Origin of the sequence: Streptomyces sp. NPDC049627, from assembly GCF_044465645.1 — a bacterium.
Taxonomy (GTDB): Bacteria; Actinomycetota; Actinomycetes; order Streptomycetales; family Streptomycetaceae; genus Streptomyces.
In genome coordinates, this window is the sequence record NZ_JBITLW010000010.1 from 306,562 (window position 1) to 333,467 (window position 26,906).

The 26,906-nt window shown below is 70.9% G+C and carries 27 protein-coding genes; 6 read left to right on the plus strand and 21 right to left on the minus strand.

All coding sequences use genetic code 11. From position 1 onward, the window contains the following. Positions 1–23: 23 nt before the first annotated feature. The 3 genes from ACIBU0_RS27770 to ACIBU0_RS27780 form a co-directional block, all read right to left on the minus strand. Positions 24–629, minus strand: a complete 606-nt coding sequence (locus tag ACIBU0_RS27770; RefSeq protein ID WP_398823503.1) for a GNAT family N-acetyltransferase — start codon at positions 627–629, stop codon at positions 24–26. Further along, complete coding sequence (locus ACIBU0_RS27775) at positions 607–2,853, minus strand: MMPL family transporter (RefSeq protein WP_398823506.1); 2,247 nt, start codon at positions 2,851–2,853, stop codon at positions 607–609. The genes ACIBU0_RS27770 and ACIBU0_RS27775 overlap by 23 nt, the downstream gene beginning before the upstream one ends. Before the next feature lie 238 nt (positions 2,854–3,091). Then, positions 3,092–3,448, minus strand: coding sequence for a hypothetical protein (locus tag ACIBU0_RS27780; protein WP_398823509.1), 357 nt, complete (start codon positions 3,446–3,448; stop codon positions 3,092–3,094). A gap of 189 nt (positions 3,449–3,637) precedes the next feature. On the opposite strand from ACIBU0_RS27780, the gene ACIBU0_RS27785 reads away from it, so the two are divergent. Beyond that, the gene (locus tag ACIBU0_RS27785) at positions 3,638–4,441 is read left to right on the plus strand and encodes an SAM-dependent methyltransferase (protein ID WP_398823512.1); all 804 of its coding nucleotides are present in this window, start codon (positions 3,638–3,640) and stop codon (positions 4,439–4,441) included. Between the two features lie 62 nt (positions 4,442–4,503). On the opposite strand, the gene gatB is transcribed toward ACIBU0_RS27785, so the two are convergent. From gatB to ACIBU0_RS27830, 9 genes are all read right to left on the minus strand, one after another. After that, a complete protein-coding gene (gatB, locus tag ACIBU0_RS27790) occupies positions 4,504–6,018 on the minus strand; it encodes an Asp-tRNA(Asn)/Glu-tRNA(Gln) amidotransferase subunit GatB (protein ID WP_398823515.1) in 1,515 nt (504 codons plus the stop codon). A 15-nt stretch (positions 6,019–6,033) separates the two neighbouring features. Next, positions 6,034–6,276 carry a hypothetical protein gene (locus ACIBU0_RS27795; protein WP_398823518.1) on the minus strand — a complete coding sequence of 81 codons (243 nt, stop codon included), beginning with the start codon at positions 6,274–6,276 and terminating at the stop codon, positions 6,034–6,036. Beyond that, a complete protein-coding gene (gene gatA / locus ACIBU0_RS27800; RefSeq protein WP_398823521.1) occupies positions 6,273–7,766 on the minus strand; it encodes an Asp-tRNA(Asn)/Glu-tRNA(Gln) amidotransferase subunit GatA in 1,494 nt (497 codons plus the stop codon). The genes ACIBU0_RS27795 and gatA overlap by 4 nt, the downstream gene beginning before the upstream one ends. Before the next feature lie 5 nt (positions 7,767–7,771). Next, positions 7,772–8,068 (minus strand): Asp-tRNA(Asn)/Glu-tRNA(Gln) amidotransferase subunit GatC, encoded by a 297-nt coding sequence (gatC, locus tag ACIBU0_RS27805; RefSeq protein ID WP_007384860.1) that lies wholly within the window; start codon positions 8,066–8,068, stop codon positions 7,772–7,774. A 181-nt stretch (positions 8,069–8,249) separates the two neighbouring features. Continuing rightward, on the minus strand, positions 8,250–10,484 hold the full coding sequence (locus ACIBU0_RS27810; protein ID WP_398823525.1) for a putative bifunctional diguanylate cyclase/phosphodiesterase: 2,235 nt from the start codon (positions 10,482–10,484) through the stop codon (positions 8,250–8,252). Positions 10,485–10,756: 272 nt separating this feature from the next. Continuing rightward, positions 10,757–12,949 (minus strand): NAD-dependent DNA ligase LigA, encoded by a 2,193-nt coding sequence (gene ligA / locus ACIBU0_RS27815; RefSeq protein ID WP_398823528.1) that lies wholly within the window; start codon positions 12,947–12,949, stop codon positions 10,757–10,759. A 15-nt stretch (positions 12,950–12,964) separates the two neighbouring features. Beyond that, positions 12,965–13,921 (minus strand): methionine synthase, encoded by a 957-nt coding sequence (locus tag ACIBU0_RS27820; protein WP_398823832.1) that lies wholly within the window; start codon positions 13,919–13,921, stop codon positions 12,965–12,967. A 255-nt stretch (positions 13,922–14,176) separates the two neighbouring features. Next, complete coding sequence (locus tag ACIBU0_RS27825; protein WP_398823531.1) at positions 14,177–14,866, minus strand: SDR family oxidoreductase; 690 nt, start codon at positions 14,864–14,866, stop codon at positions 14,177–14,179. Positions 14,867–14,941: 75 nt separating this feature from the next. After that, positions 14,942–15,481, minus strand: coding sequence for a TIGR00730 family Rossman fold protein (locus ACIBU0_RS27830; protein ID WP_398823534.1), 540 nt, complete (start codon positions 15,479–15,481; stop codon positions 14,942–14,944). Between the two features lie 50 nt (positions 15,482–15,531). Here ACIBU0_RS27830 and ACIBU0_RS27835 point away from each other — a divergent pair, with 50 nt between their 5' ends. Beyond that, positions 15,532–15,855: a DUF427 domain-containing protein gene (locus tag ACIBU0_RS27835; RefSeq protein ID WP_398823537.1), complete on the plus strand. Its 324-nt coding sequence runs from the start codon at positions 15,532–15,534 to the stop codon at positions 15,853–15,855. 37 nt (positions 15,856–15,892) lie between these two features. Next, complete coding sequence (locus ACIBU0_RS27840; RefSeq protein ID WP_398823540.1) at positions 15,893–16,672, plus strand: alpha/beta fold hydrolase; 780 nt, start codon at positions 15,893–15,895, stop codon at positions 16,670–16,672. An 82-nt stretch (positions 16,673–16,754) separates the two neighbouring features. Here ACIBU0_RS27840 and mnmA read toward each other — a convergent pair whose 3' ends face one another. Next, positions 16,755–17,885, minus strand: a complete 1,131-nt coding sequence (gene mnmA, locus ACIBU0_RS27845; protein ID WP_398823543.1) for a tRNA 2-thiouridine(34) synthase MnmA — start codon at positions 17,883–17,885, stop codon at positions 16,755–16,757. A gap of 60 nt (positions 17,886–17,945) precedes the next feature. On the opposite strand from mnmA, the gene ACIBU0_RS27850 reads away from it, so the two are divergent. Further along, positions 17,946–18,614, plus strand: a complete 669-nt coding sequence (locus ACIBU0_RS27850; RefSeq protein WP_398823546.1) for an N-acetylmuramoyl-L-alanine amidase — start codon at positions 17,946–17,948, stop codon at positions 18,612–18,614. Between the two features lie 4 nt (positions 18,615–18,618). Here ACIBU0_RS27850 and ACIBU0_RS27855 read toward each other — a convergent pair whose 3' ends face one another. From ACIBU0_RS27855 to ACIBU0_RS27870, 4 genes are all read right to left on the minus strand, one after another. Further along, positions 18,619–18,870 carry a DUF1304 family protein gene (locus ACIBU0_RS27855; protein WP_398823549.1) on the minus strand — a complete coding sequence of 84 codons (252 nt, stop codon included), beginning with the start codon at positions 18,868–18,870 and terminating at the stop codon, positions 18,619–18,621. Positions 18,871–18,896: 26 nt separating this feature from the next. Next, entirely contained in the window at positions 18,897–20,072 is a 1,176-nt protein-coding gene (locus ACIBU0_RS27860) for a cysteine desulfurase family protein (protein WP_398823552.1), read from the minus strand. Positions 20,073–20,233: 161 nt separating this feature from the next. Next, positions 20,234–20,512 (minus strand): DUF4190 domain-containing protein, encoded by a 279-nt coding sequence (locus ACIBU0_RS27865; RefSeq protein ID WP_398823555.1) that lies wholly within the window; start codon positions 20,510–20,512, stop codon positions 20,234–20,236. Positions 20,513–20,556: 44 nt separating this feature from the next. Next, on the minus strand, positions 20,557–20,709 hold the full coding sequence (locus tag ACIBU0_RS27870; RefSeq protein WP_398823558.1) for a hypothetical protein: 153 nt from the start codon (positions 20,707–20,709) through the stop codon (positions 20,557–20,559). A 145-nt stretch (positions 20,710–20,854) separates the two neighbouring features. Here ACIBU0_RS27870 and ACIBU0_RS27875 point away from each other — a divergent pair, with 145 nt between their 5' ends. After that, positions 20,855–21,481 carry a TetR family transcriptional regulator gene (locus ACIBU0_RS27875; protein WP_398823561.1) on the plus strand — a complete coding sequence of 209 codons (627 nt, stop codon included), beginning with the start codon at positions 20,855–20,857 and terminating at the stop codon, positions 21,479–21,481. A 206-nt stretch (positions 21,482–21,687) separates the two neighbouring features. Here the strand turns inward: ACIBU0_RS27875 and ACIBU0_RS27880 are convergent, their stop codons facing one another. After that, entirely contained in the window at positions 21,688–22,686 is a 999-nt protein-coding gene (locus tag ACIBU0_RS27880; RefSeq protein ID WP_398823564.1) for a helix-turn-helix transcriptional regulator, read from the minus strand. A gap of 80 nt (positions 22,687–22,766) precedes the next feature. After that, a complete protein-coding gene (locus tag ACIBU0_RS27885) occupies positions 22,767–23,630 on the minus strand; it encodes a thioesterase family protein (protein ID WP_398823566.1) in 864 nt (287 codons plus the stop codon). A 166-nt stretch (positions 23,631–23,796) separates the two neighbouring features. Between ACIBU0_RS27885 and ACIBU0_RS27890 the strand changes: the two genes are divergently transcribed. Beyond that, positions 23,797–25,035 (plus strand): alpha/beta hydrolase, encoded by a 1,239-nt coding sequence (locus ACIBU0_RS27890; RefSeq protein ID WP_398823569.1) that lies wholly within the window; start codon positions 23,797–23,799, stop codon positions 25,033–25,035. Here ACIBU0_RS27890 and ACIBU0_RS27895 read toward each other — a convergent pair. Continuing rightward, positions 24,944–25,600 (minus strand): trimeric intracellular cation channel family protein, encoded by a 657-nt coding sequence (locus ACIBU0_RS27895; RefSeq protein ID WP_398823835.1) that lies wholly within the window; start codon positions 25,598–25,600, stop codon positions 24,944–24,946. The two genes, ACIBU0_RS27890 and ACIBU0_RS27895, sit on opposite strands and share 92 nt — an antisense overlap. 63 nt (positions 25,601–25,663) lie before the next feature. Beyond that, a complete protein-coding gene (locus ACIBU0_RS27900) occupies positions 25,664–26,899 on the minus strand; it encodes an ABC transporter ATP-binding protein (protein WP_398823572.1) in 1,236 nt (411 codons plus the stop codon). Positions 26,900–26,906: the final 7 nt, after the last annotated feature.

A 26,906-nucleotide genomic window follows, 5' to 3' on the forward strand; every position in this document is an offset into this window, starting at 1 on the left:
ACGGACGCTGTCTGAGAGGTCTCTTAATGATCGCGTGACGATCGAGAGGACTCTTCATGGTCGTTGTGAGCGGCACGCGCGCGTGCCTCACGCCACTCGGGGGCGAGGACGGACCACACCTCGAGGTCCTGGCGCACTCCCCGATAGGGGAAGCTCTGTCGCAGCACGCCGTCACGCGTCATGCCCAGCCGCCGCGCCACGTTGATGCTCGGTTCGTTGGCGGACGACGCCTGCCACTCCACACGGTGGATGCCGCGCACGTCAACCGCCCAGTCGATGAGGACCCGCATGGCACGCGTGACCAGTCCGCGCCCCGCGCCCGCCGGCTCCAGCCAGCAGCCGACCTCGCAGGTGCCCCGTTCGGCGTCGAAGTGCAGGAACAGCACGCCGCCGACGAGCTTTCCGTCCAGCCACAGGCCGTGCAGGCTGCCGGCATCGGCGGCGCGCTTGTCCGCGTACGACTGAAGGAGTTCCCGTGCGGAGTCGACGTCGACGGCCTTGGCCCCGAACGGGATGTGCTGCCCGATGAACTCCCTGCCCCGGTTCAGATGCGCCAGGAACTCCTCCGCGTGCCAGGGTTCCAGGGGCCGCAGTTCCGCTCCGTCGTCACCCAGCGATATCGCGTACATCCCGCTGTCGCTCCTCCTCCGCCAGCACGTCCGCCACTTCGGCGTCCGTCGCGGCGGCCAGCCTCTCATGGGCGGCACGGGACTCGGGCGGCTCGATGCTGATGCGGGGCATACGCCGGTCGAGCCAGCGGGGCAGCCACCAGTTGGCGCCGCCGAGCATGTGCATCAGGGCGGGGACGAGGAGCGTACGCAGCACGAAGGCGTCCAGCGCCACGGCGGCGGCGAGGGCGATGCCGAACATGGCGATCACGCGGTCGCCGCTGAGGACGAAGGCGAGGAACACCGAGATCATGATGACCGCGGCGGAGTTGATCACCCGGCTGGTCTCGGCGAGGCCGACCCGGACGGCCCGCCGGTTGTCACCGGTCTCCAGCCACTCCTCGTACATCCGGCTGACCAGGAACACCTGGTAGTCCATGGACAGGCCGAACAGCACCGAGACCATGATGACCGGGAGGAACGGTTCGATCGGGCCCGCGCGGCCCAGGCCCAGCAGCTCGCTCCCCCAGCCCCACTGGAAGATCGCGACGACGACGCCGAAGGCGGCTGCGACGGCTGCGACGTTCATCGCGGCGGCCTTCAGCGGGATGCCGACGGACCGGAAGGCCAGCAGGAGCAGCAGACAGCCCAGGCCGATGACGACTCCGACGAACAGCGGCAGCTTGCCCACGATGACGTCGGCGAAGTCGTCGTAGCCGGCCGTCATGCCGCCGACCTGCACATCCAGCGAGGTGCCGGTCTCGGCGTGCGGCAGCACCTCGGAGCGGAGCCGGTCCACGAGGTCACTGGTCTGCTGCGACTGCGGGGAGGACTCCGGTACGACGGTGAGGTACGCGGTGTCGCCGCCGGTGTTGTACGTCACCGGGGTCACCGCCGCGACGCCCTCGGTGCCGCGCAGGGTGGCGTCGAGGTTGTCGAGGGCGAGCTTGTCGTCGGCGCCGTCGACCTCGGTGACCAGGGTGAGGGGGCCGTTCACGCCAGGGCCGAAGCCGTCGGCGAGGAGGTCGTAGGCCTGGCGGGTGGTCGAGGACTCGGGGTTGTTGCCCTGGTCGGAGGTGCCCAGGCGCAGGCCGAGGGTGGGCAGGGCGAGGACCGTGATGACGGCCAGGGCGATGGCGCCGAGCGCCTTGGGGTGGCGCTCCACGAACGCCGACCAGCGGGCGGCGAACCCGGTCGGCAGCTCGGGCTCGGGCCCGTGCTCGGCCAGCCGGCGCCGCTCGCGGCGACTCAGGGCGCGCATGCCGATGAAGGACAGCAGGGCGGGCAGCAGGGTCACGGAGGCCGCGACCGTCAGGACCACGGTCAGCGAGGCGGCGATCGCGACGCCGTTGAGGAAGCTGAGTTGGAGGATCAGCATGCCGAGCAGGGCTATGCAGACCGTCGCGCCCGCGAACACCACCGCGCGTCCGGTGGTGGACACGGCGTTCGTGATCGACTCGGCGACGGACAGACCGCGTTTCAGCCCGCGCCGGTGTCTGGTGACGATGAACAGCGCGTAGTCGATGCCGACGCCGAGCCCGATGAGCATGCCCAGCATGGGGGCGAAGTCGGCGACGGTCATGGCGTGCCCGAGCAGCGCGATGCCGGCGTAGGCGGTGCCGACGCTCACCAGCGCGGTGGCGATGGGCAGCAGCGAGGCGGCGAGCGAGCCGAAGGCGAGGAACAGCACGACCGCGGCGACGGCCACGCCGACGATCTCGGCGATGTGCCCGCCCGGCGACTCGGTGAGCCCGACAGCGGTGCCGCCCAGCTCCACCTGGAGCCCGTCGGCCTCGGCGGCCTTCGCGGCGCTCACGACGGCCTGCGCCTCGCCCTTGTCGAGGTTCTCGGCGCTGTCGTCGAAGGTGACGGTGGCGTACGCCGTGTGCCCGTCCTCGCTGATCTGGGCGGCACCCTGCTTGCCGTACGGGCTGCCGACGGCCGCGACGCCGGGCAGTTCCGCGATCTTGTCCAGCGTGTGGGTCATGGTCTGTTCGACGTCGGCGGCGCGGACGGTGCCGGACGTGGTGTGCCAGACGACGGTGTCGCTGTCGCCGCCGAGGCCGGGGAAGCCGTCCTCCAGGAGCTGGGTGGCGCGTCCCGATTCGGTGCCGGGGACGTTGTAGTCGTTCGAATACGCGGTGCCCGTGACGGCGGCTGCGGCGGTCACTCCGCCGAAGGCGAGCAGCCAGAGCAGTACGGCGACGAGGCGGCGTTGGACACACCAGCGTGCAAGAGCTGCCACGAACGTGCTCCCGGGTCGACTATGTGGGGATCTTTGGCCGGGAACAGTTGTTCATGAGGTGAACAGCCCGCAAAGAACGCATGAGGGTTGTGAAGCCACTGTTGCAGGCGCTGGTGATCGTTTGTCGTGTTCGTGGGTTTATTCACAGGAATGGGAGGCAGATCACAGGACAGTAACGGCCGCTCTGTCGTCGCGGGTGGCGTCTCTCACAGAACTACGTCCACGCAGCGGGAACTTCTCAGTCGAACTGGTCCCCCAGCGCCATCACCATCACCCCGGCGATGAGCAGCCACAGCGCCCGCCGGGTGCGCCCCCGGGAGCCGAGGAACGCGGCGAGCCCGCAGACGGCGGCCCCGAAGGCATAGGCGGCCGGGACGAGGACCGGGGCGGAACCGGTGGCGGCACGCAGCGTCGAGGCGGCCAGCCCGGCGAGGGCGAGGAGCGCACCGGTCGCGGCGGCCGTCCAGCGGGCTCGCCGCGCCTCCTGCGCCGGGTCCTCGACGTCCTCCGGGTCCGTCAGGGCCCGCTCGTCGTCCGGCGTCCTGGCCTGGTCCTCCCCCGTCTCGGATATCTCGGAATCACCACGTCCGCTCATGGCGGGCGAGCGTAGCGCGTCGCGCTGAGAAACCCGGATGCGGGGCGGTACGGGCCGCTGCTAGCTTCCGAAGGTCAGCCGTTGCCGCGGCACACCGCCGCCGACCTGGGCAGGTGCATTGTTTGAGCGTCCGGCCGAGCTCCGACGTATCCCTTTCCGCTTCTCCGGACTCAAGGAGCCCGTTCACCGATGCCAGACATCACCCGGGGGACCTCGAATGAGGACCTCACCAAGCGGCTGACCCACGCCCGCTACCCGCGCAGCAACAGCTACGACGTCCGCTGGGTCATCGAGAACCAGATGGGCCCGAACGCCCTGTGGCTGCTGGAGTGGCTGGCCCCCGCCCTCGGCCTGGACACCCTGCGCCCCTGCGCACGCGTCCTCGACCTGGGCTGCGGCCGGGCGATGACCTCGATCTTCCTGGCCAGGGAGTACGACGCCCAGGTCACCGCCGCCGACCTGTGGATCAAGCCCGACGAGAACGCCGCGCGTGTCGCCGAGGCCGGCTTCGCGGACCGTGTGCTGCCCGTGCACGCCGAGGCGCACGACCTGCCGTTCGCCGAGGGCAGCTTCGACGCGATCGTGAGCATCGACGCGTACCAGTACTTCGGCACGAACGATCTGTATCTGCCCACGCTCACCCGGCTGCTGAAGCCCGGCGGGCGGATCGGTGTCGTCGTACCGGCGCTCCGGGAGGAGCCGGAGGGCACCGAGCCGCCGGAGCACCTCGAGCCGTGGTGGGAGCCCGACTTCTGGTGCTTCCACTCCGCCGAGTGGTGGCGACGGCACTGGACCCGCGGTGGCGCCGTCGAGGTCGAGGCCGCCGACTGGCAGCCGGACGGCTGGCGGGACTGGCTGCTGTGGTGCGACGTGATCGCCGAGGAGAGCCCGGAGGAGTTCCATCGCACGATGGCCCGCCGGGTCGGCGAGATGGTCCGGCGGGACGAGGGCCGCGCGCTGGGATTCGTACGGCTCGTAGGACGCCGCAAGTGACCTGCTGAGCAGCACGACGGCCCCGGAGGACCTGCCTCCGGGGCCGTTGTGGACTTGTGCGCTCAGCCCTCGCTGACGCCCAGCTTCTCCAGGATCAGCTCCTTGACGCGCGCGGCGTCGGCCTGGCCCCGGGTCGCCTTCATGACCGCGCCGACCAGGGCGCCGGCCGCGGCCACCTTGCCGCCGCGGATCTTGTCCGCGATGGCCGGGTTGCCGGCGATGGCCTCGTCGACGGCGGTGCCCAGCGCGCCCTCGTCGGAGACGACCTTCAGCCCGCGCTTGTCGACGACCTCGTCCGGGGTGCCTTCGCCCGCGAGGACGCCCTCGATGACCTGACGGGCCAGCTTGTCGTTCAGGTCGCCCTTCGAGACCAGCTCGGCGACCCGGGCCACCTGCTCCGGAGTGATCGCCAGCTCGTCCAGCGCCTTGCCCGACTCGTTGGCGCTGCGGGCCAGCTCGCCCATCCACCACTTGCGTGCGGAGGCCGCGTCGGCACCGGCCTCGATCGTGGCGACGATCGGCTCCAGCGCACCGGCGTTGAGGATCGCCTGCATGTCGGTGGCGGAGACGCCCCACTCCTCACGGAGCCGGTTGCGGCGCACGAGCGGCAGCTCGGGCAGCGCGGCGCGGATCTCCTCGACCCACTCGCGGGTGGGGGCGACGGGGACCAGGTCGGGCTCCGGGAAGTACCGGTAGTCCTCGGCCTCCTCCTTCACGCGGCCCGAGGTCGTCGACCCCGTGTCCTCGTGGAAGTGGCGGGTCTCCTGGACGATCGTCCCGCCGCTGCTCAGCACGGCGGCGTGGCGCTGGATCTCGTAACGGCAGGCCCGCTCCACGGAGCGCAGCGAGTTGACGTTCTTGGTCTCCGAGCGCGTGCCGAACTTCTCGGTGCCGTTCGGGCGCAGCGACAGGTTCACGTCGCAGCGCATCTGGCCCATCTCCATGCGGGCCTCGGAGACGCCGAGCGCCTTGATGAGCTCGCGCAGCTCACGGACGTACGCCTTCGCCACCTCGGGAGCACGCTCGCCCGCGCCGACGATCGGCTTGGTGACGATCTCGATGAGCGGGATGCCGGCGCGGTTGTAGTCCAGCAGCGAGTGCGAGGCGCCGTGGATGCGGCCCGTGGCGCCGCCGACGTGCGTCGACTTGCCGGTGTCCTCCTCCATGTGGGCGCGCTCGATCTCCACGCGGAAGGTCTCGCCGTCCTCCAGCTGGACGTCGAGGTAGCCGTTGAAGGCGATCGGCTCGTCGTACTGGGAGGTCTGGAAGTTCTTCGGCATGTCCGGATAGAAGTAGTTCTTCCGGGCGAAGCGGCACCACTCGGCGATCTCGCAGTTCAACGCGAGTCCGATCTTGATGGCGGACTCGACGCCGGTCGCGTTGACGACCGGGAGCGCGCCGGGCAGGCCGAGGCAGACGGGGCAGGTCTGCGTGTTGGCGTCCTGGCCGAGCGCGGTCGAACAGCCGCAGAACATCTTGGTCTTGGTGCCGAGTTCGACATGGACCTCGAGGCCCATGACGGGGTCGTACGACGCGAGAGCGTCCTCGTACGACACCAGGTCGGTCGTGGTGGTCACGGTGAAACTTCCCTCTCAGCCCAGCAGGACGTCGTCGTCGCCCAGCCGCTTCAGCTCGCGGTAGAGGATGGCGAGGCCGGTGACGATGGCGGCGGCGGACACTCCGGCGTCGATCAGGCGCAGCGTGTCGCTCTCCAGGCGGGCCTTCTTGGCCTGCTTGACGACGGTGACCGCACCGAACGCGGTGGTGGCCATGGACAGGTACAGACCGGACTTGGACTTCTTGAAGCCCTTGGCCTTGGACAGTGCCTTACTCACAGCGACGGAGCCTCCTCGAGCAGCGGGTGCCCCCACTTTTCCACGAAGGCGGCCTCGACCGCGGCGCCGACCTTGTACAGACGGTCGTCCTTCAGCGCCGGGGCGATGATCTGCAGGCCGACCGGGAGGTTGTCCTCCGGGGCCAGACCGCAGGGCAGCGACATGGCCGCGTTGCCCGCGAGGTTGGTCGGGATGGTGCACAGGTCGGCGAGGTACATCGCCATCGGGTCGTCGGCACGCTCGCCGATCGGGAAGGCGGTGGTCGGCGTCGTCGGCGAGACGATGACGTCCACCTGCTCGAAGGCCTTCTCGAAGTCGCGCGTGATGAGCGTGCGGACCTTCTGGGCGGAGCCGTAGTACGCGTCGTAGTAGCCGGAGCTGAGCGCGTACGTGCCGAGCATGATGCGGCGCTTGACCTCGGGGCCGAAGCCGTCCGCGCGGGTGAGGGAGGTGACCTCCTCGGCGGAGTGCGTGCCGTCGTCGCCGGTCCGCAGGCCGTAGCGCAGGCCGTCGAAGCGGGCGAGGTTGGAGGAGCACTCGGAGGGCGCGATCAGGTAGTACGCCGACAGCGCGAGGTCGAAGGACGGGCAGTCCAGCTCGACGATCTCGGCGCCCAGCTCCTTCAGCAGTTCGACGGACTCGTCGAAGCGCTGGATGACGCCGGCCTGGTAGCCCTCGCCGCGGAACTGCTTGACGACACCGACGCGCATGCCCGCCACGCTGCCGTTGCGGGCGGCCTCGACGACCGGCGGCACGGGCGCGTCGATCGACGTCGAGTCCAGCGGGTCGTGCCCGGCGATGACCTCGTGGAGGAGGGCCGCGTCCAGGACCGTACGGGCGCAGGGGCCGCCCTGGTCGAGGGAGGAGGAGAAGGCGACCATGCCGAACCGCGAGACGGCGCCGTACGTCGGCTTCACGCCCACCGTGCCGGTGACGGCGGCCGGCTGGCGGATGGAGCCGCCGGTGTCGGTGCCGATGGCGAGGGGCGCCTGGAAGGAGGCGAGCGCGGCGGAGGAACCGCCACCGGAGCCGCCGGGGATCTTGGTGAGGTCCCAGGGGTTGCCGGTCGGGCCGAAGGCGCTGTTCTCGGTCGAGGACCCCATGGCGAACTCGTCCATGTTGGTCTTGCCGAGGATGACGACGTCAGCGGCCTTGAGCTTCTTGGTGAGGGTGGCGTCGTAGGGCGGAATCCACCCCTCGAGGATCTTCGAACCGACGGTCGTCGGGACGCCCTCGGTGGTGAAGATGTCCTTCAGCGCGAGGGGAACACCGGCGAGCGGCCCGAGCTTCTCGCCCCGCTCGCGCTTCTCGTCGACGGCACGGGCCTGGGCGAGGGCGCCGTCACGGTCGACGTGCAGGAAGGCGTGGACCTTCTCGTCGACGGCCTCGATGCGGGCGAGGTGGGCCTCGGTGACCTCGACCGCGGTGAGCTCGCCGGAGGCGATCTTCGCGGCGGTCTCTGCGGCCGTGAGCTTGATGATGTCCGTCATGGCGATCAGTCCTCCCCCAGGATCTGCGGCACCTTGAAACGCTGCTGCTCCTGGGCCGGGGCGCCGGAGAGCGCCTGCTCGGGGGTGAGCGACGGACGGACCTCGTCCGCCCGCATGACGTTCGTCAGCGGGAGCGGGTGCGAGGTCGGCGGTACGTCTTGGTCGGCGACCTCGCTGACGCGTGCGACCGCGCCGATGATGTCGTCCAGCTGTCCCGCGAAGTGCTCGAGCTCTTCGGGCTTCAGCTCCAGACGCGCCAGCCGGGCGAGGTGGGCGACCTCCTCGCGCGTGATGCCAGGCATGCAGCGATCCTCTGGGGTGAGTGTGTGTGGTTTGGCCCAATCCTATGGGGCGGGGGCCCGTGCCCGTGAAACGGTTTGCCGCCGGAGGCCTTCTGCCACGGCTCAGCCACGGCGGCCCTCCCAGGCCTCGCTCCTGAGGAAGTGGTTGTCGTACCGCTGACGAGCCAAAGGGGCGCTGCCGTTACTCGGCGGCAGGAAGTGCCGCCCTCGGGCGCTGCCAACCCCGCGATCCGCGGGCCCGCAGCCACGCCGTCGTTTCCTCCGGGGGCATCGCCGCGGCGACCAGCCAGCCCTGCACCGCGTCGCAGCCCAGGTCTCGCAGCCGTTCCCACGTCTCGTCGTCCTCGACGCCCTCTGCGACGACGAGCAGGCCCAACGAGTGCGCCAGGTCCACCGTGCAGCGGACGATCTCCGCGTCCTCGGTGTCCACGGCAAGGCGGGCGACGAAGGAGCGGTCGATCTTCAGTTCGCTCACCGGGAGGCGTCTGAGATGGACGAGGGACGAGTACCCCGTGCCGAAGTCGTCCAGGGACATCTTCACGCCGTGGCCGGTCAGACCGGCGAGCGTGTCGGCGGCGCGCTGCGGGTCCTCCAGGAGGACGTGTTCCGTTATCTCCAGCTGGAGCGCTCCCGCCGGAACACCGTGCCGGGCGAGCCGCGCGGCGACGGAACCCGCGAATCCGGGGGTGTGGACATCGCGCGGAGAGACGTTGACCGCGACGGGCACGTACAACCCCTGCGACCGCCACTGCGCCACCTGCCCGAGCGCCGTCTCCAGTACGTACTCGGTCAGGTGCGGCATCAGCCCGGACGACTCGGCGATCGCTATGAACTCGTCCGGCGGGACCTTCCCGCGTTCCGGATGCACCCAGCGGACCAGGGCCTCCAGCCCGGCGACCTGGCCGTCGAAACGGACCTTCGGCTGGTAGTGCAGCTCCACCTCGTGCGCGTCGAGGGCCCGGCGCAGATCCCCCAGCAGGCCCAGCCGGTCCGGGGTGTTGGAGTCCCGCTTCGACTCGTAGACCTCCACGCCCGTACGGTCCCGCTTCGCCTGGTACATCGCCACGTCCGCGCGCCGCAGCAGTCCCTCGGCGTCGAGGGCGTGGTCGGGGAAGACGGCGACGCCGGCACTCGCCTCCAGGACCAGGGTGAGCCCGTCGAGGTCGAGCGGGGAGCTGAGGGCGGTGACGAGACCGCGGGCGACCCGGGTCGCCGATGTCGTGGAATCGGCGACCGGCAGTAAGACGGCGAACTCGTCACCACCGAGCCGTGCGGCCTCCGCTCCCCGCGGCAGCGCGAGCCGCAGCCGGTCGGCTATCTGCAGCAGCAACCGGTCACCGGCGAGATGACCGAGCGTGTCATTGACCGATCGGAAACGGTCGAGGTCGATCAGCATCAGGGCGGACCGGGCGCCGATGCGCTCGGCGTCGTCGAGCGCGGTCCAGATGCGCTCCAGCAGCCACTGCCGGTTGGGCAGCCCGGTCAGCGGATCGCGCAGCTGCTCCTCCGCCCGGGCCCGGGCGATCCACAGGGTGGAGTCGAGGGCGATGAGGGGGATGGAGAACAGCGGCAGCAGCAGGGGCTTGGCGGTGGCGACCACGCACACCAGCGGTGCGATGCCGAGCAGCGCGACCGCGACCAGTCCCTGTCTGACCAGGGCGGTGCGGGCGACGGTGGGCAGGCCGCCGCGCGGGGCGTGCAGATACCAGAGCAGGACGCGGGTGACCGCGAGGTAGGCGGCGGCCACGAGCACCACGCCGGGGGCCGTGTAGAGCGTCCAGGTGTCGGGGTCCCAGGGGTTCTCGACGGTCGGCACGCGGCCGAAGGCGGCCAGCACGAGGGCCCCGGCGGCGATGCCGAGGATGTCCACCGCGCCGTGCAGCACGCCCTGCCGCCAGCGGCCCCTGCGGGCGACGCCGACCAGGACGACGACGGTCAGGCTGACCATGCCGGCGGGCACCCAGCCGTACAGCATGAGCACGGCGAGGGTGAGGGCGGCGCCGGAGCCGGTGCCGCCCCACCAGCGGGCGCGGCCGAGCATGACGAGATGGCCGACGATGACCCCGGTCAGGACGGCCAGGGACCAGCCGACCGTGCCGGACGGGAAGAGGGCGTGGCTGCCGGTGAACGCCCGGTAGAACCCGGCACCGAGGACGAACCCGGCCGCCGCGACGACCGCCGCGGGCAGCGCGGGCCAGGACAGGTGCCGTTCGTGATCGGAACCCGGCAGCCCGGCGGTGCGCTCGGCGCCGAGCGACACGGCCGCGTGGCCGTCCGCCACGGTGTGCGGTGCGGCGGCGCTCCCCTCGCCTCTTTCCGCGCGCGAACGCTCCGCGGTCCGCGCCGCCCACCCCCGCCATGCGCCGGCCATACGGCGCAGCCGTGAGTCCGGGGCGGCGCTCTCGGTCGGTTCCATTCCCGTCCCTCTCACAGCCGGCGGTGCCCACGCCACGCGGCCCGATGCCCGACAACAACCTTCAACGGCACCGCGTTGGAAAACCCTTCCCCTCGCCCTTCAAAGCCCTTCAGAGCCAAGGGGATGCCCCAACCGCAGCTGGGCACGGCAGGCGCACCCCTCAACAGTAGGCCGCAGAAGGCTTCCACGGGCAGCGGTCGTCGACGGTTGCCCGAATGCGCCCCAGCCACCCGTATGCATCTGATATGCGCCGATCGGGTGGCCTTCAACCACTACTCCTCTGTCGGGAGAGCAACTTCGGCCGCCGCGTCGGGCCCCTGCTCCAGCAGGACATTGAAGCCGTCTTCGTTCAGAACGGGCACCTTGAGCTGCATGGCCTTGTCGTACTTGGACCCTGGACTGTCCCCTACGACGACAAAAGACGTCTTCTTCGAAACGGAGCCGGTCACTTTCGCTCCGCGCGTTTGCAGTGCCTCCTTGGCGCCGTCGCGGGTGAAATGTTCCAGCGTGCCGGTGACGACGACGGTAAGCCCTTCCAGGGGGCGGGGGCCTTCGGCTTCGCCGGAGCCCTCCTCCTCCATGCGGACGCCGGCCGCCTTCCACTTGCGGAGGATCTCCTGGTGCCACTCCTCGGCGAACCACTCCTTGAGCGAGGCGGCGATGATCGGGCCGACGCCGTCGGTGTTCGCCAACTCCTCCTCGCTGGCCTGTTCGATGCGGTCGATGGAGCGGAACTCCCGGGCCAGCGCCTCGGCGGCGACCGGACCGACGTGACGGATCGACAGGCCCGTGAGGATGCGGGCCAGCGGGCGCTCCTTCGCGGCGGCGATGTTCTCGAGCATCGCGACCGCGTTCTTCTTCGGCTCGCCCTGCTGGTTGGCGAAGACCGTGGCGATCTTCTCCTCACCGGTCTTCGGGTCCCGCTTGGGCAGACCGCTGTCCTGGTCGAGGACGTACGCCTTGATGGGCAGCAGCTGCTCCACGGTCAGGTCGAACAGGTCGCCCTCGTCGACGAGCGGCGGCTCGGCCGGCTCCAGCGGCTTGGTGAGCGCGGCGGCGGCGACATAGCCGAAGTGCTCGATGTCCAGCGCCTTGCGGCCGGCGAGGTAGAAAAGGCGCTCGCGCAACTGGGCCGGGCAGGTGCGGGCGTTCGGGCAGCGCAGGTCGACGTCGCCCTCCTTCATCGGCCTGAGCGCCGTACCGCACTCCGGGCACTCGGCAGGCATCACGAACTCCCGCTCGCTGCCGTCCCGCAGGTCGACGACGGGTCCGAGGATCTCCGGGATGACGTCACCGGCCTTGCGCAGCACCACCGTGTCACCGATGAGAACGCCCTTGGCCTTGACGACGTCCTGGTTGTGCAGGGTGGCGAACTCGACCTCCGAGCCCGCGACCGTGACCGGTTCGACCTGGGCGTACGGCGTGACCCGGCCCGTACGGCCCACGCCCACACGGATGTTGATGAGCTTGGTGTTGACCTCTTCCGGCGCGTACTTGTACGCGATGGCCCAGCGCGGCGCGCGCGAGGTGGAGCCGAGGCGGCCCTGGAGAGGGATCTCGTCGAGCTTGACGACCACGCCGTCGATCTCGTGCTCCACGGAGTGGCGGTTCTCGCCGAAGTAGGCGATGAACTCCCGTACCCCGTCGAGGTCCTCGACGACCTTGTTGTGCCGGGCGGTGGGCAGGCCCCAGGCCTTCAGCAGGTCGTAGGCCTGGGAGAGGCGGGACATGCCGTCGAAGCCCTGAAGTGCGCCGATGCCGTGGACGACCATGTGCAGGGGGCGGGTGGCGGTGACGCGCGGGTCCTTCTGGCGCAGTGAACCGGCCGCGGCGTTGCGCGGGTTGGCGAAGGGCTTGTCGCCGGCCTCGACCAGGCGGGCGTTGAGCTCCTCGAACTTCTCCATCGGGAAGTAGACCTCGCCGCGGATCTCCACGAGGTCGGGGATGCGGTCACCCTGCAGGCGGTCCGGAATGTCCGCGATCGTACGGACATTGGGGGTGATGTCCTCGCCGGTGCGGCCGTCGCCACGGGTGGCCGCGCGGGTGAGGCGGCCCTGCTCGTAGGTGAGGTTGACGGCGAGGCCGTCGACCTTCAGCTCGCACAGGAAGTGGTACTTGGAGGTGCCGACGTCCTTGTGGACGCGCTCGGCCCAGGCTGCGAGCTCCAGATCGTCGAAGGCGTTGTCGAGCGACAGCATCCGCTCGCGGTGCTGGACCGCCGTGAACTCCGTCTCGTACGCGCCCGCCACCTTCTGCGTCGGGGAGTCCGGTGTGCGCAGCTCCGGATACTCGTCCTCCAGCGCTTCCAGCGAGCGCAGGAGCTTGTCGAACTCCGCGTCGCTGATGACGGGAGCGTCCTTCACGTAGTACCGGAAGCGGTGCTCCTCGATCTGCTCAGCGAGCTTCGCGTGCTGCTCCCGTGCCTCGGCGGGCACCGTCGTCTCCGCTTGCTTGTCGCCGGCCACCGTGTTGTCCTCCCGTTACTCTGGGTTGTCCGCGAGGGATCTCGCCGCCCGGACGCAGTGGGCGAGAACCTTGCGTGCATACTGCGGGGAGGCCCCCGCGAGTCCGCACGACGGCGTGAGAGTGACCGCCTCCGCGAGAAGCCCCGGTGACAGCCCCAGCCTGCGCCACAGCGTCCTGACACCCATGACGCTACCGGCAGGGTCTGACAATGGGCCGTCCGTGCCCGGGACGACACCGGCGAAGAGCCGGGTCCCCGCTTCCACCGCCTCGCCGATCGCGTCGTCGTCACGCTCGGTGAGAAGGGAGAAGTCGAAGGAGATCGCCGCCGCGCCCGCCCGGCGCAGGAGGGCGAACGGGACGTCCGGTGCGCACGAGTGGACCACGACCGGGCCGTCGCCGTGAACCCCGACGACGTCCCGCAGGCCGGCCTCGACGATCTGCCGGTCCACGGCCCGGTGGGTGCGGTAGCCGCTGGCGGTCTTCACCTGCCCGCGCAGGACGGCGACGAGGGAGGGCTCGTCGAGCTGGAGGACGAGCCGGGCGCCGGGGATGCGGCGCCGCACCTCCGCGAGGTGCTGCCGCAGCCCCTCCGCGAGCGATGCGGCGAGGTCGCGGCAGGCACCCGCGTCGGAGAGGGCGGCCTCGCCGTTCTTCAGCTCCAGCGCGCCGGCCAGGGTCCACGGCCCCACGGCCTGGACCTTCACCATCCCCTCGTACCCCTGCGTGAACTCCTCCAGCGCGTCGAGGTCCTCCCCCAGCCACGACCGCGCCCGCTTGGTGTCCCGCCCCGGCCGGTCCCCGATCCGCCACCCGCTGGGCTCCACGCGCGCGTACAACTCGACGAGCATCCCGGCGGTGCGGCCGATCATGTCCGCGCCGGGGCCACGGGAGGGCAGCTCGGCGAGGAACGGGAAGTCCTCGAAGGAGCCGGTGACGGTCTTGGCGGCCTCGCGGGCGTCGCCGCCGGGCATGGAGCCGATGCCTGTGGCTGCGCCGAAACGAATGTCTGCGTTCACATGTGCAGCCTATGTTTTCGCCCCCGCCGCCCCTACCCGTCCCATCCCCCAGGGGCTCCGCCCCTTCGACCCCGCCAGGGGGCTCCGCCCCCTGGACCCCCGCTCCTCAAACGCCGGAGGGGCTGACTTACTCAGCTCGTCCGGCGCTTGAGGACGAGGCCCCTTCAGGGCCGAAGCGGGTCTGGGGGCGGCGGGGGCGGAGAGGCTGTGTCAGCGGCCCGGTCGTACCGTCAGGTCGTTTACTTCCGCGTCCCCGGGCAGGTCGATCGCCATCAGGATCGTCGTCGCGACCGACTCGGGGTCGATCCACTTCGAGGCGTCGTACTCCTTGCCCTCCTGCTGGTGGACCTTCGCCTGCATGGGGCTGGCCGTGCGGCCGGGGTAGACCGACGTGACGCGGATGCCGTTGGCGTGCTCCTCGTGGCGGAGGGAGTCCGCGAGGGCCTTGAGGCCGTGCTTGGAGGCGGCGTACGCGGACCAGCCGGCGTGGGCGTTGAGGCCTGCGCCGGAGTTCACGAAGACCACGTGGCCGCGAGTGGCGCGGAGTTGGGGGAGGAAGTGGCGGGTCAGTTCGGCCGGGGAGATCAGGTTGACGTTGAGCTGGTGACGCCAGGACTTCGGGGTCAGGTCGCCCACCGGGCCGAGGTCTACGACCCCGGCGATGTGGAGCAGGGAGTCGACCCGGTCGGGGAGCGACTGGTGGGAGAAGGCCCAGGACAGCTTGTCCGGATCCGCCAGGTCGCCGACCAGTGTCTTCGCGCCGGGGAACGCCGCCGCCAGCTCCTTCGCCCGGCCCGCGTCGCGCGCGTGGAGGACGAGATCGTCCCCGCGCGCGTGCAGGCGGCGTGCGACGGCCGCGCCGATGCCGGAACCCGCTCCGGTGATCACATGAGTAGCCATGCCCGCCATGCTCGCATCAGCGCGAGGCACTCCGGTCTCCGGCTCAGTCCGTCCCGGGCTCACTCCACCCCGGGCTCACTCCACCCCGCGGCTCTCCTCCAGGTACGCCAGCGCCCCCACCGGCTCCTCCGCGAAGAACACCAGGTCGCTCAGCGGGCGGGGCAGGAAGCCCTCGTCCTCCATGCGGCGGAACTGCTCCTTCAGGCCGTCGTAGAAGCCCGCCGTGTTGAGCAGGACGACCGGCTTGTCCGTGTGGCCGTGCTTCTTCAGTTCCAGGATCTCCGTCGCCTCGTCCAGAGTGCCCGTGCCGCCCACCATGATCACCACGGCGTCGGCCTTCTCCAGGAGCAGCTTCTTGCGCTCGGCGAGGTCCTTCGCGATGACCATCTCGTCGACGCCGGGGCGCACCTTGGCGGCCAGGAACTCGACGGAGACCCCGACTAGCCGGCCGCCCGCCTCCTGCACCCCGTCGGCGACCACCTTCATCAGCCCGACGTCGGAGCCGCCCCACACGAGCGTGTGCCCGCCCTTGCCCAGCAGTTTCGCGAACTCGCGCGCGGGGCGCGTGTAACGGTCGTCGAGGTCGGCGGCGGAGAGGAAGACGCAGATTCGCATGAAGCCACCGTACGCGGGAAGAACCGGGGGCCCGCGAACGCTTTCCGGGTATGGCTGACGGACACACGATCACGATCGAGCAGGGCACACAGCGCGTACGGGTCGTCCACGGCGACCAGGTCCTGGCGGAGAGCGACCGGCCGCTCGTGCTGCGGGAGACGGGCTGTCCCGTGCGGTACTACATCCCGGCCGAGGACGTACGGCTGGACCTGCTGACGCCCTCCGACACGCACACGTACTGCCCGTTCAAGGGAACGGCCTCCTACTGGTCGCTGCCGGACGCGGCGGACCTCGTCTGGGCGTACCCGGACCCGAAGCCGGACGTGGCCGAGATCAAGGACCACCTCTGCTTCTACGAAGTCGAAGTGTCGTAAGCGATTAGTTCCGTGCCGTAAGGCAATCTCCACAGGCATGGACAAGAAGACCATTTCGCGCGACGGCACCTCCCTCGCGTACGAGAGCACCGGTCAGGGACCGGCGGTGATCCTCGTCAGCGGCGCGATGTCCACCGGGGGCACGGTGGCGCCGCTGGCCGTGCCCCTGTCGGACCGCTTCCGGGTCGTGGTGTACGACCGTCGGGGGCGTGGCGAGAGCGGTGACACGGCGCCGTACGCGGTGGAGCGGGAGGTCGAGGACCTCGCCGCGCTGATCGAGGCAGTGGGCGGTGAGGCGGCGCTGTGCGGCGTCTCGTCGGGTGGCGCGCTGGTGCTGGAGGCGGCGGCGAGCGGGCTGCCGGTGCGTCAGGTCGCGGTGTACGAGGTGCCGTTCGCCGTCCACGAGGGCGGCGCGAAGGAGCGCGCCGAGTACACCGAGCGGCTGACCGAGGCGCTCGAGCAGGGCCGTCGCGGGGACGCGGTCGAGCTGTTCCTGCGGCTGACCGGGATGGCCGAGGAGATGATCCAGGGCGCCCGCCACTCCCCCATGTGGCCCGGCATGGAGTCGATCGCGCCCAGCCTCGCCTACGACGACGCGGTCATGGGCGACGGCCTGGTGCCCCGGGAACGGCTGACCTCGATCACGGCCCCGGTGCTGGCCGTCGCGGGCGGCGCGAGCCCCGCGTGGATGCGCGAGGCGGCGCGGGCGATCGCGGAAGCCGTGCCGGAGGGGACGTACCGGAGCCTGGAAGGGCAGACCCACATGGTGGAGCCGGCCGTCCTCGGGCCGGTGCTGGTGGAGTTCTTCGGAGGGTGACCGGGGCGGTGAGGGCCGGGCACGCGCGTGTGCCATGGGGGAGCACACGCGCGGACCCTCACGCAGGGCCTTCCGGGCCGCCTCAGACGGCCGAAGGCGTCGCCCGCACCGTCGACGCGATCGTCGCCGAGCCCACCACGCGCGTGCCGTCGTACAGGACGATCGCCTGGCCGGGGGCCACACCGCGGACCGGCTCGGTGAAGGTGACCTCCAGGGAGCCGTCGATGAGTTCGGCGGTGACCTCGGTCTCGCCGCCGTGGGCGCGCAGCTGGGCGGTGTAGGTGCCGGGGCCGGTCGGGGCGGCGCCGCACCAGCGGGGCTTGATGGCGGTGAGGGCGGTGACGTCCAGGGCTGACGCCGGGCCGACCGTCACCGTGTTGTCGACCGGCGAGATGTCGAGGACGTAGCGCGGCTTGCCGTCGGCGGCCGGGGTACCGATGCGCAGGCCCTTGCGCTGGCCGATGGTGAAGCCGTACGCACCCTCGTGGGTGCCGAGCCTGGCTCCCGACTCGTCGACGATGTCGCCCTCCGCCTTGCCGAGGCGGGAGGCGAGGAAGCCCTGGGTGTCGCCGTCGGCGATGAAGCAGATGTCGTGCGAGTCGGGCTTCTTGGCGACCGCGAGGCCCCTGCGCTCGGCCTCCGCGCGGATCTCCTCCTTCGTCGTCACCGTGTCGCCGAGCGGGAACAGGGCGTGTGCCAGCTGCTTCTCGTCCAGGACGCCGAGGACGTACGACTGGTCCTTGGCCATGTCGGAGGCACGGTGCAGCTCGCGAGTGCCGTCGTCGTTCAGCACGACCTTGGCGTAGTGGCCGGTGCAGACCGCGTCGAAGCCGAGGGCCAGGGCCTTGTCGAGCAGGGCCGCGAACTTGATCTTCTCGTTGCAGCGCAGGCACGGGTTGGGGGTGCGGCCGGCCTCGTACTCGGCGATGAAGTCCTCGACCACGTCCTCGCGGAAGCGGTCGGCGAGGTCCCACACGTAGAACGGGATGCCGATGACGTCCGCGGCGCGGCGGGCGTCGCGGGAGTCCTCGATGGTGCAACAGCCGCGCGCGCCCGTCCGGAAGGATTGAGGGTTCGCGGAGAGGGCGAGGTGGACGCCGGTCACGTCGTGGCCCGCCTCGGCCGCGCGGGCGGCGGCGACGGCGGAGTCGACCCCGCCGGACATGGCGGCGAGCACGCGGAGGGGGCGGGAGGGCTGCGCGGTGTCAGTCATAACCCTTCCAGGGTACGGGGGCGTGGGAACCAGGGCCCGCGAGTATCCGTTGACGATCACATGGGACAGCGGAAGGCTCCGAAGGACGGCGACCGGAAGGTCGGGCGTCGCGCGTTGCTGATCGGTGGGACGGTGGCCGCGGCGGGCTCGGCCCTGCTGGCCCGGGACGAGCTGGCGCGCCTGTGGTGGCGGGTGCCGGGCGTGGAGAAGCCGCGCAAGGCGGGCGAGGTCGACTATGTCGGCGCGCGGTGGGTGCCGGCGTCGGACGCGAACTGGCGGCGGGCGGACCGTCCCGACGACTACGGCATAGACATGGTGATCATCCATGTCACCCAGGGCAGCTTCGACAGCGCGGTGAAGGTGTTCCAGGACCCGGAACACAAGGCGGCCGCGCACTACATCGTCCGCAAGGACGGCCGCGTCACGCAGATGATCCGCGAGCTGGACGTGGCGTACCACGCGGGCAACCGCGACTACAACGAGCGCAGCATCGGCATCGAGCACGAGGGCTTCGTGGAGCGGCCGCAGGACCTGACGGACGAGATGTACGAGGCCTCCGCGCGGCTGACGGCCCGGATATGCGCGCGGTACGACATCCCCGTCGACCGCGAGCACATCATCGGGCACGTGGAGGTGCCGGGGACCGACCACACGGATCCCGGGAAGCACTGGGACTGGGACCGGTACATGAAGCTGGTGCGGCAGGCGCGTACGGCGGCGCCGGCCTGAGCGGTCAGAACAGCGCGGCGACCAGGGCCACCGCGGGTGCCGGCCCCTGGCCCAGCGCGCCCCGCCGCAGTTTCGGGAAGGAGACCGCGAAGACGACGGCGGAGGCGATCAGGAACGCGCACACGTAGCCGATCAGTGTGCGGCCGACTGTGGTGGCGTCGGTGTGCAGGGCGACGACTCCGGTGGCGAGGCCCAGGCCGAGAAGGATGTCGCAGACCGCCACGCCCGAGCGCCAGACCTGCGATACGAGGTTCACGCCCGGAGTGTCCCGCTGCCATGCCCCTACGTCAGCCCCGCCGCCCGGGCCCGTTCCACCGCCGGGCCGATCGCCTTGGCGACCGCCTCGACGTCGGCCTCGGTGGAGGTGTGGCCGAGGGAGAAGCGGAGGGTGCCGCGGGCCAGGTCGGGGTCGGTGCCGGTGGCCAGGAGGACATGGCTGGGCTGGGCGACGCCCGCGGTGCAGGCGGAGCCGGTGGAGCACTCGATGCCCTGGGCGTCCAGGAGGAGCAGCAGGGAGTCGCCCTCGCAGCCCGGGAAGGTGAAGTGCGCGTTGGCCGGGAGGCGGCCGCCGGGTGCCGGGTCGCCGCCGAGGATCGCGTCCGGGACTGCCGTACGGACCGCCTCGACCAGGGCGTCGCGCAGGGCGCCGATCTCGTTCGCGAACCATTCGCGCTGCTCGGCGGCCAGCCGGCCGGCGACCGCGAAGGAGGCGATCGCGGGGACGTCGAGCGTGCCGGAGCGGACGTGGCGCTCCTGGCCGCCGCCGTGCAGAACGGGCACGGGGGTGTACTCGCGGCCGAGGATCAGGGCGCCGATGCCGTACGGGCCGCCGATCTTGTGGCCGGAGACGGTCATCGCGGCGAGGCCGGAGGCGGCGAAGTCGACGGGGACCTGGCCGAAGGCCTGGACGGCGTCGGCGTGCAGGGGGACGCCGAACTCCTTTGCCGCCTCGGCCAGTTCGCGGATCGGCAGGACCGTGCCGATCTCGTTGTTGGCCCACATGACGGTGGCCAGGGCGACGTCCTGGGGGTTGCGGGCGATGGCTTCGCGCAGGGCGTCGGGGTGGACGCGGCCGTAGGAGTCGACGGGGAGGTACTCGACCGTGGCGCCCTCGTGTTCGGCGAGCCAGTGGACGGCGTCCAGGACGGCGTGGTGTTCGACGGGGCTGGCGAGGACGCGGGTGCGGGTGCCTGCCGGGTCGGCGTCGCGGCGGGACCAGTACAGGCCCTTGACCGCGAGGTTGTCGGCCTCGGTGCCGCCGGACGTGAAGACGACCTCGCTGGGGCGGGCGCCGAGCGCTTCCGCGAGGGTTTCGCGCGCCTCCTCGACGGTGCGCCGTGCGCGGCGGCCGGATGCGTGGAGGGAGGACGCGTTGCCCGTGACGCTCAGCTGGGCGGTCAGCGCCTCTGCCGCCTCCGGGAGCATGGGGGTCGTCGCGGCGTGGTCGAGGTAAGCCATGGTGGCCATGATTCTAAAGGGCGCCCGGAAGGGGGCCTGTGTCAAGGTGGCCCCGGCCGCCATGAGGTCGTACGCCCTGCGGGCAGGCAGGCAGCAGTGCGGCTCGTCCCCGGCCGCCGCGTGCCGCGCCCGACTCAGGAGGGCTCAAGCCCTCGGCGTCCTCAGAAGCTCCACGACAGCGTGTTGTCCACCTGCATCACCGTCAGCAGGACCAGCAGGTCGGCGACGCCCAGGCCCATGCCGAGGAGCGCCCTGCCCCTGCGGTTCGTGCCGCGCCAGAGGGACGCCGCTGCCAGGACGATGGCGGTCGGGCCGAGGAAGAGGTTGAAGACGAGCAGGCCGATGAGGCCGAGGATGAAGGACGCCACGGCCATGCCGTCGGCATCGCGGGTGCGTGTGCGGGTGCCGGGGCGACCGGTGGCCGGTGCGGTGAGTTGCATGGGTATCAGCTCCTGGAAGGTCGGTTCGGACCGATGGACGGACGTCAGTTGCGGCGGGCGTGACGCTCGCGGGCGGCGAAGATGCCCAGCCAGGCGGCGATCACGGCGGCGGCGACGGCGGTGAAGGCGAGCGGCGCATGGGCCACGGCGCCCAGCAGCACGCCCAGCAGCAGGAGCGCGGCCACGAGGAACAGCATGGGACGGATCCCCCTCCGAGATCTCTTGTGTCGATCTCACTCGTTACGTTTCGGTGAACAGTTGTAGTAACACTTGTTCACTGACTCCAAGTCTAGCGCGCCCTACGGCTTTTCAATTCCAGAGAACAGTTGTTAACTGCATGGTATGAGTCACACCCTCGGCATCCGGCAGGCCCAGAAGCAGAAGACCCGGCAGGCGCTCCTGGACGCGGCGTTGGGCCTGTTGCAGGACCAGAGCCTGAGCAGTCTGGGACTGCGCGAGGTCACCCGCGAGGTCGGCGTCGCCCCGACCGCCTTCTACCGGCACTTCCGCTCCACCGCCGACCTCGGCGTCGCCCTCGTCGAGGAGGCGCTCGGCAGCCTGCACCCGATGATCCGCTCGATCGTCTCCTCGGCCGGCGACAGCGACCAGCGCATAGAACGCGCCGTCGGACTGATCGCCCAGCACGTCGCGACGCATCCGGCCCACGTCCGCTTCATCGCCCGCGAGCGGCACGGCGGAGTGCAGTCGGTGCGGGAGGCGATCCAGGACCAACTGGCCCGCTTCGCCGACGAAGTGAAGGTCGCGCTCACCACGGACCCGGTGTCCGAAGGCTGGAACGACGACGACCTCCTCATGCTCGCCAACCTCTACGTCGACCAGATGCTGATGACGGCCTCCCTGTTCCTGGACGTCCTGGACTCACCGGAAGAGGAGCGGCGGCGCGTCGCCCAGGTCGCGACCCGCCAGATGCGGCTGATCAGCATCGGCCGTGAGCACTGGCTGGACTGAGCTTCGGCAGCGAGGGGCGGCACCCCCGTTCACCGGGAGTTCTGCCCGTGCCGTACGGCGTACGTTGCTGCGTCCTGCGTCAGCTCTTGGTCGCCGTAGCAGCCGCGCTCGGCGCACCGCCAGGGGCCGCCCCGCCGCCCTGGCCCCCGCCCTGGGGCTTCCTCGAAGCCGTGCTGCACGAGGCCTGCGCCAGGGGCAAAGCGCACCTAAAGAGAGCCGGCCGGCCTGACCGTTTCCTCGGAGCCTCGCCCTGGCCGCCGGTACAGGGCCGTGACGGAAGCGGCCGCCCGTGCCAGTTCCTCCCGCACCTCGGGCGGTGAGACGACCTCGACCCGGTCCGAGAACTGCAGGAGTTGGCGGGCCTCGCCGACAACTCCCAGCGAGAGACGGGCGGTGGCCCAGTCGCCGTCGCCCTCCGGCAGAGAGACCAGCGACGTCGCCATCAGCCGCAGGAACAGGTCGAGCCGGTCGCGCCGTACCCGCACCGTCACATCGATCCCGCCGGGCCGCTCCTCCACCTGGCGGCGCACCACCTCCCAGGCGTCGGCGAGTTCGACGCCCGGCCGCCGCCGCACCGCGTCGTCCAGCACGGTCGCCGCCCGCACCCGGTCGGCGCGGAACAGCTGCGGTTTCCCGCGCCGGTCCGCGACGAGGTACCAGACGCCGGCCTTCGACACCAGGCCGTACGGATCGACGGTGTACATCCGCGGCTCCTGCTCCCCGCTGTGCCGGTAGCGCAGCCGGAGACGGCGGTCGGAGAACACCGCGTCCTGCAACACGTCCAGGTCGACGGCGGGTTGGGGGCCGCCCTTCCAGCGCGTGGCGTCGACGAGGATACGGCGGGAGGTCACCTCGGCGGCCGGGCGGTGCGGGGCCGGCAGGGCCGCCATGACCTTGCGCAGCGCCGAGCCGAGCGCCGCGTCCAGGCCGAGGGCCGCGTGTGCGCCCTGGGCGGCCAGGATGAACAGGGCGCGGGATTCGTCGGCCGTGAGGCCGGTGACGTCGGTGCGGAAGCCGGCGAGCAGTTCGATACCGCCGTGCCGCCCGCGCTCGGCGTAGACCGGGACGCCTGAGGTGGAGAGAGCCTCCACGTCCCGGTAGATGGTTCGCACCGATACTTCCAGCCGCTCGGCGAGTTCCCTGGCGGGGATTCGGCCTCGGGTTTGGAGGAGCAGGAGGATCGAGAGGAGGCGGTCGGACTTCACGTGGTCAGGCTATGAGGGATTGTGCGCCTACTGACCAGCCCCAACGGGTCCTCGGCGGCTGCCGGTCCGACGGGGCCGCTTCAGCTCAGCCTCACCCGTGCCAGCTGCCTCGACTGTGCCACCAACCTGTCCGCGCTGTCCCAGACCTCCGCGTCCTCCTCCAGGAAGCCCCCGGCCAGGTTGCGCGTGGTGATCGACACCCGCAGTGGCCCGGGGGCCGGGCGGCAGCGCACGTGCACGGTCAGTTCCACCGTCGGGACCCAGCCGGAGATGCCGATCTCGAAGGCGGTGGGCGGCAGCGCGTCCACCGCCAGCAGCAGCGAGAGCGGGTCGGGGTCGCGGCCGTCGGCGAGGCCGAACCAGGCCCTCATCTCGCCCTTGCCCGAGGGCTGCCCGAGCGCCCAGCCGAGGGTGGACGGGTCGAGCTTGAGCATCAGGCGGTCGGCGATCGCCGAGCTGCCGGACACCGGCGCCGGGCCGTCCTCGGGGCCGAAGCACTGGTCCATCGGCGGGAACGCGGGCGGCTTCGCCGTCGTGCGGACGTCGTCGGGGAGGGAGTCCAGGTCTCCGTAGGACGCGAGGACGCGGATCCGTTCGACCTCGCGGCCCTGCTCGTCGTACTGGAGGAGCGAGGCCTGGCCGGTCGACAGCGTCCGCCCCGTGCGCACGACGTCGGTGCGGACGACCGCCGGGCCCGGCTGGGACGCGGTCAGGTAGTGCGCGGAGATGGTGAACGGGTCGCTGTGCGGCAGGGCGTCCGCGAGGGCGCGGCCCAGGACGGCCAGCAGGTAGCCGCCGTTGACGGCGCTGATGATGGTCCAGCCGGCCAAGAGGTCGATGTCGTAGACGCCGGGTGCGCGCCGGGTGAGCGCGGTGTCGCGGTCGAACTCGCTGTCGCCGATGGTGGCCCGCGGGGCCGTCGGTGCGGAGGCTGCTTCTGGCATGGATGAACGGTACAACAGCAAACTACTAAGCGGTAGCTTTTGTCGCCCGCCGAGATGTGTCCGCCGAGCTGCGAGAGCGTCAAGACACATTGAGACATGGGCAACTTTTCGGTAAGCGTCGGCACCCGTCCGAAACCTGAGAGGGCGATAAGCCCTCTATCGGGACATGAGTCTCACCGGGACCACGTTCCTCTACACACTTGTCGCGCTGAGCGTCGTCGCCGTCGTGCTGCCCCTGGTCCTCTGGTCGCGGGTGGGAGGGCCGAGGGTCGTGCGCGCCGCCGCCAGAGTGCTGATGGTGCTGTTCGCGCAAGGCACGGCGGTCGCCCTGGTCTTCACCCTGGTCAACAACTCCAACCAGCTGTACGACAACTGGGGCGACCTGCTCGGCACCGGCGACCATGTGGAGCAGGCGGCCGACCTCGGGCCGAGCGGGACCGGCGGGATCGCGCTGGAGAAGCTGCCCAAGGTCCGTCAGGTCTTCAAGCCGGGCAAGGGGCCGGGCATGCGCGCGGAGGGCGGGGTGCTCGTCACCCAGCTCAAGGGCCAGGTGTCCGGAGTGCGCGGCGAGGTCAACGTCTGGCTGCCGCCGCAGTACCACGACCCCGCCTACCGCAATTACAAGTTCCCGGTCGTCGAGGTGCTGGCGGGCTATCCGGGCTCGTCGAAGGCGTGGTTCGGGTCGATGGACGTGACCCAGCAGCTGGCCCCGCTGATGCGCAGCGGGCGGATCGCGCCGTTCATCATCGTCTCGCCGCGCACCTCGCTGCTGGCCGGCCAGGACACCGGCTGTGCGAACGTCCCCGGCAAGGTGAACGCCGACAGCTGGCTCAGCATCGACGTGCCGAAGATGGTCACGGACAACTTCCGGGCGCAGGCCGCGCCGAACGGCTGGGCGGTCGCCGGGTACTCGGCGGGCGCGCACTGCGCGGCGAAGCTGGCCGTCGCCCACCCCGACCGCTACCGGGCCGCGGTCAGCCTGTCCGGCTACAACGACCCCGTCGCCGAACGCAAGTCGATCGCCGCGAAGACGCCGGAGCTGCGGGCCGCGAACAACCCGTATGTGCTGCTCAAGGGGGCCCGTGTCCCGCCGCGCGTGGCGCTCTATCTGTCCGGTCAGCCGCGCGACGGGTACGAGGCGGGCATGGCCCTCCAGCGGATCGCGAAGGCGCCGACGACCGTGGACGTGGTGTTCATCCCGAAGAGCGCGGGCGGCCACACCATGGCGCTGTGGAAGCCGCAGGTGGTGCCGGCGTTCCGATGGCTGACCGAGGTGATGGGGTTCGCGCACCAGAGCCGGACGGCGCCGGGGACTACTCCTCCCGCACCGTCGACCGCCGGTTCCAGGCCCGCGGAGCTCGCCAGTGGAACCGCATCGCGAGCAGGCGCAGCACAAAGGCAGTGACGGCGGCGAGGGTGCTGGTGAACGGGCTCAGGGCGTCGTAATGGATGCACAGGACGACCATCGTGGCGCCGACGATCGCCGGGACCGCGTACAGGTCCCGGTCCCAGCGCAGCAGTGACGGCACCTCGTTGGCGAGGACGTCCCGCAGCACACCGCCGCCGACGGCGGTCGCGAGGCCGAGGGTGGCGGACGCGGTGAGATTGAGACCGTAGTCGTAGGCCTTGGTCGTCCCGGCGACGCAGAACAGGCCGAGGCCCGCCGCGTCGAAGACGTTCACGCCGGTCTGGATGCGCTCCACGTGCGGGTGGAGGAAGAAGACGAGGAGCGCGGCGAGCAGCGGGGTGAGGAAGTACCCCAGGTCCGTGAAGGCGGCCGGGGGTACGGCGCCGATGATCACGTCCCGGAACAGCCCGCCGCCCAGGGCCGTGACCTCGGCGAGGACGGCGATGCCGAAGACGTCGAAGTTCTTGCGGACGGCCAGCAGGGCGCCGGAGATGGCGAAGACGAAGATGCCGATCAGGTCGAGCGTGTGCTGGACGGACGGGGTGAACAGTTGCTGGAGCACCCGTACATTCTTGCGCAGCACAACGCCCTCGCCTTACAAAGCAAGGCGAGGGCGTGCGGCCGGCTACTTCTCGGTGGGCTCGTCCGAGGACTCCTCGGCGGTGGCCTCCGGCTCCTCCGTGGCCGCCTCGGCATTCACCTCGGCATTCACCTCAGCCGCCACCGCCGCCGACGTCTCCGCGGACTCGGCCAGCACTTCGTCGGAGACCAGCTCCGCCGCCTCCTTGGCCACGGTCAGCAGCACCGTGTCCTGCGGCTGCTGGTCCTCGAAGTTCTCCGGGTGGTGGCAGGCGACGCGCTGGCCGGGGCGCAGCTCGAGCAGCGGCGGCTCGGTCGTCTTGCAGATCTCCGTCGCCTTCCAGCACCGGGTGTGGAAGCGGCAGCCGCTCGGCGGCGAGATCGGCGAGGGCACGTCACCCTTGAGCAGGATGCGCTCGCTCTTGGCCGACTTGCGCCGCGGGTCCGGGATCGGCACCGCCGACATCAGGGCCTTGGTGTACGGGTGCATCGGCGTCTTGTAGAGCAGGTCACGGTCGGCCAGCTCCACGATCTTGCCGAGGTACATCACCGCGATCCGGTCCGAGACGTGCCGGACGACCGAGAGGTCGTGCGCGATGATCACGTACGTCAGACCCAGCTCCGCCTGGAGGTCGTCGAGGAGGTTGACGACCTGCGCCTGGATGGAGACGTCCAGCGCGGAGACCGGCTCGTCCGCCACCACGAGCTTGGGGTTGAGCGCGAGCGCGCGGGCGATGCCGATGCGCTGGCGCTGACCGCCGGAGAACTCGTGCGGATAGCGGTTGTAGTGCTCGGGGTTGAGGCCGACCACCGACAGCAGCCGCTGCACTTCCTTCTTGATGCCGCCCTCGGGCGTGACGCCCTGGAGCCTGAAGGGAGCGCCGACGATCGTGCCTATGGTGTGGCGCGGGTTCAGCGACGAGTACGGGTCCTGGAAGATCATCTGCACGTCGCGGCGCAGCGGGCGCATGCCGCTGACGCCCAGGTGCGTGATGTCCTTGCCCTTGAACTCCACCGTGCCGGCGGTCGGTTCGAGCAGCCGGGTGATCAGTCGGCCCATCGTCGACTTGCCGCAGCCCGACTCGCCCACCACGCCGAGGGTTTCGCCGGCCCTGACCTCGAAGTCGATGCCGTCGACCGCGTGCACCGCCCCGACCTGCCGCTGGAACAGACCCTGCTTGATCGGGAAGTGCTTCTGCAGCCCGCTCACCTTCAGCAGGACCTCGCCGGGGGCGGCGTCCTTGGTGAGGGTGGCACCGTCGCTCGTCGCGGGAGTGGTCACAGCCGTG

Bases quoted from the DNA above. Each gene is read 5' to 3' on its own strand.
- ACIBU0_RS27850 (WP_398823546.1), top strand. From the start codon at position 17,946: ATGGGACAGCGGAAGGCTCCGAAGGACGGCGACCGGAAGGTCGGGCGT.
- ACIBU0_RS27785 (WP_398823512.1), top strand. From the start codon at position 3,638: ATGCCAGACATCACCCGGGGGACCTCGAATGAGGACCTCACCAAGCGG.
- ACIBU0_RS27825 (WP_398823531.1), bottom strand. From the start codon at position 14,866: ATGGCTACTCATGTGATCACCGGAGCGGGTTCCGGCATCGGCGCGGCC.
- gatA (WP_398823521.1), bottom strand. From the start codon at position 7,766: ATGACGGACATCATCAAGCTCACGGCCGCAGAGACCGCCGCGAAGATC.
- ACIBU0_RS27835 (WP_398823537.1), top strand. From the start codon at position 15,532: ATGGCTGACGGACACACGATCACGATCGAGCAGGGCACACAGCGCGTA.
- ACIBU0_RS27860 (WP_398823552.1), bottom strand. From the start codon at position 20,072: ATGGCTTACCTCGACCACGCCGCGACGACCCCCATGCTCCCGGAGGCG.
- ACIBU0_RS27770 (WP_398823503.1), bottom strand. From the start codon at position 629: ATGTACGCGATATCGCTGGGTGACGACGGAGCGGAACTGCGGCCCCTG.
- ACIBU0_RS27780 (WP_398823509.1), bottom strand. From the start codon at position 3,448: ATGAGCGGACGTGGTGATTCCGAGATATCCGAGACGGGGGAGGACCAG.
- ACIBU0_RS27870 (WP_398823558.1), bottom strand. From the start codon at position 20,709: ATGCTGTTCCTCGTGGCCGCGCTCCTGCTGCTGGGCGTGCTGCTGGGC.
- ACIBU0_RS27865 (WP_398823555.1), bottom strand. From the start codon at position 20,512: ATGCAACTCACCGCACCGGCCACCGGTCGCCCCGGCACCCGCACACGC.
- mnmA (WP_398823543.1), bottom strand. From the start codon at position 17,885: ATGACTGACACCGCGCAGCCCTCCCGCCCCCTCCGCGTGCTCGCCGCC.
- ACIBU0_RS27830 (WP_398823534.1), bottom strand. From the start codon at position 15,481: ATGCGAATCTGCGTCTTCCTCTCCGCCGCCGACCTCGACGACCGTTAC.
- ACIBU0_RS27885 (WP_398823566.1), bottom strand. From the start codon at position 23,630: ATGCCAGAAGCAGCCTCCGCACCGACGGCCCCGCGGGCCACCATCGGC.
- ACIBU0_RS27840 (WP_398823540.1), top strand. From the start codon at position 15,893: ATGGACAAGAAGACCATTTCGCGCGACGGCACCTCCCTCGCGTACGAG.
- ACIBU0_RS27820 (WP_398823832.1), bottom strand. From the start codon at position 13,921: ATGCCCGGCGGCGACGCCCGCGAGGCCGCCAAGACCGTCACCGGCTCC.
- gatC (WP_007384860.1), bottom strand. From the start codon at position 8,068: ATGCCTGGCATCACGCGCGAGGAGGTCGCCCACCTCGCCCGGCTGGCG.
- ACIBU0_RS27890 (WP_398823569.1), top strand. From the start codon at position 23,797: ATGAGTCTCACCGGGACCACGTTCCTCTACACACTTGTCGCGCTGAGC.
- ACIBU0_RS27875 (WP_398823561.1), top strand. From the start codon at position 20,855: ATGAGTCACACCCTCGGCATCCGGCAGGCCCAGAAGCAGAAGACCCGG.
- ACIBU0_RS27810 (WP_398823525.1), bottom strand. From the start codon at position 10,484: ATGGAACCGACCGAGAGCGCCGCCCCGGACTCACGGCTGCGCCGTATG.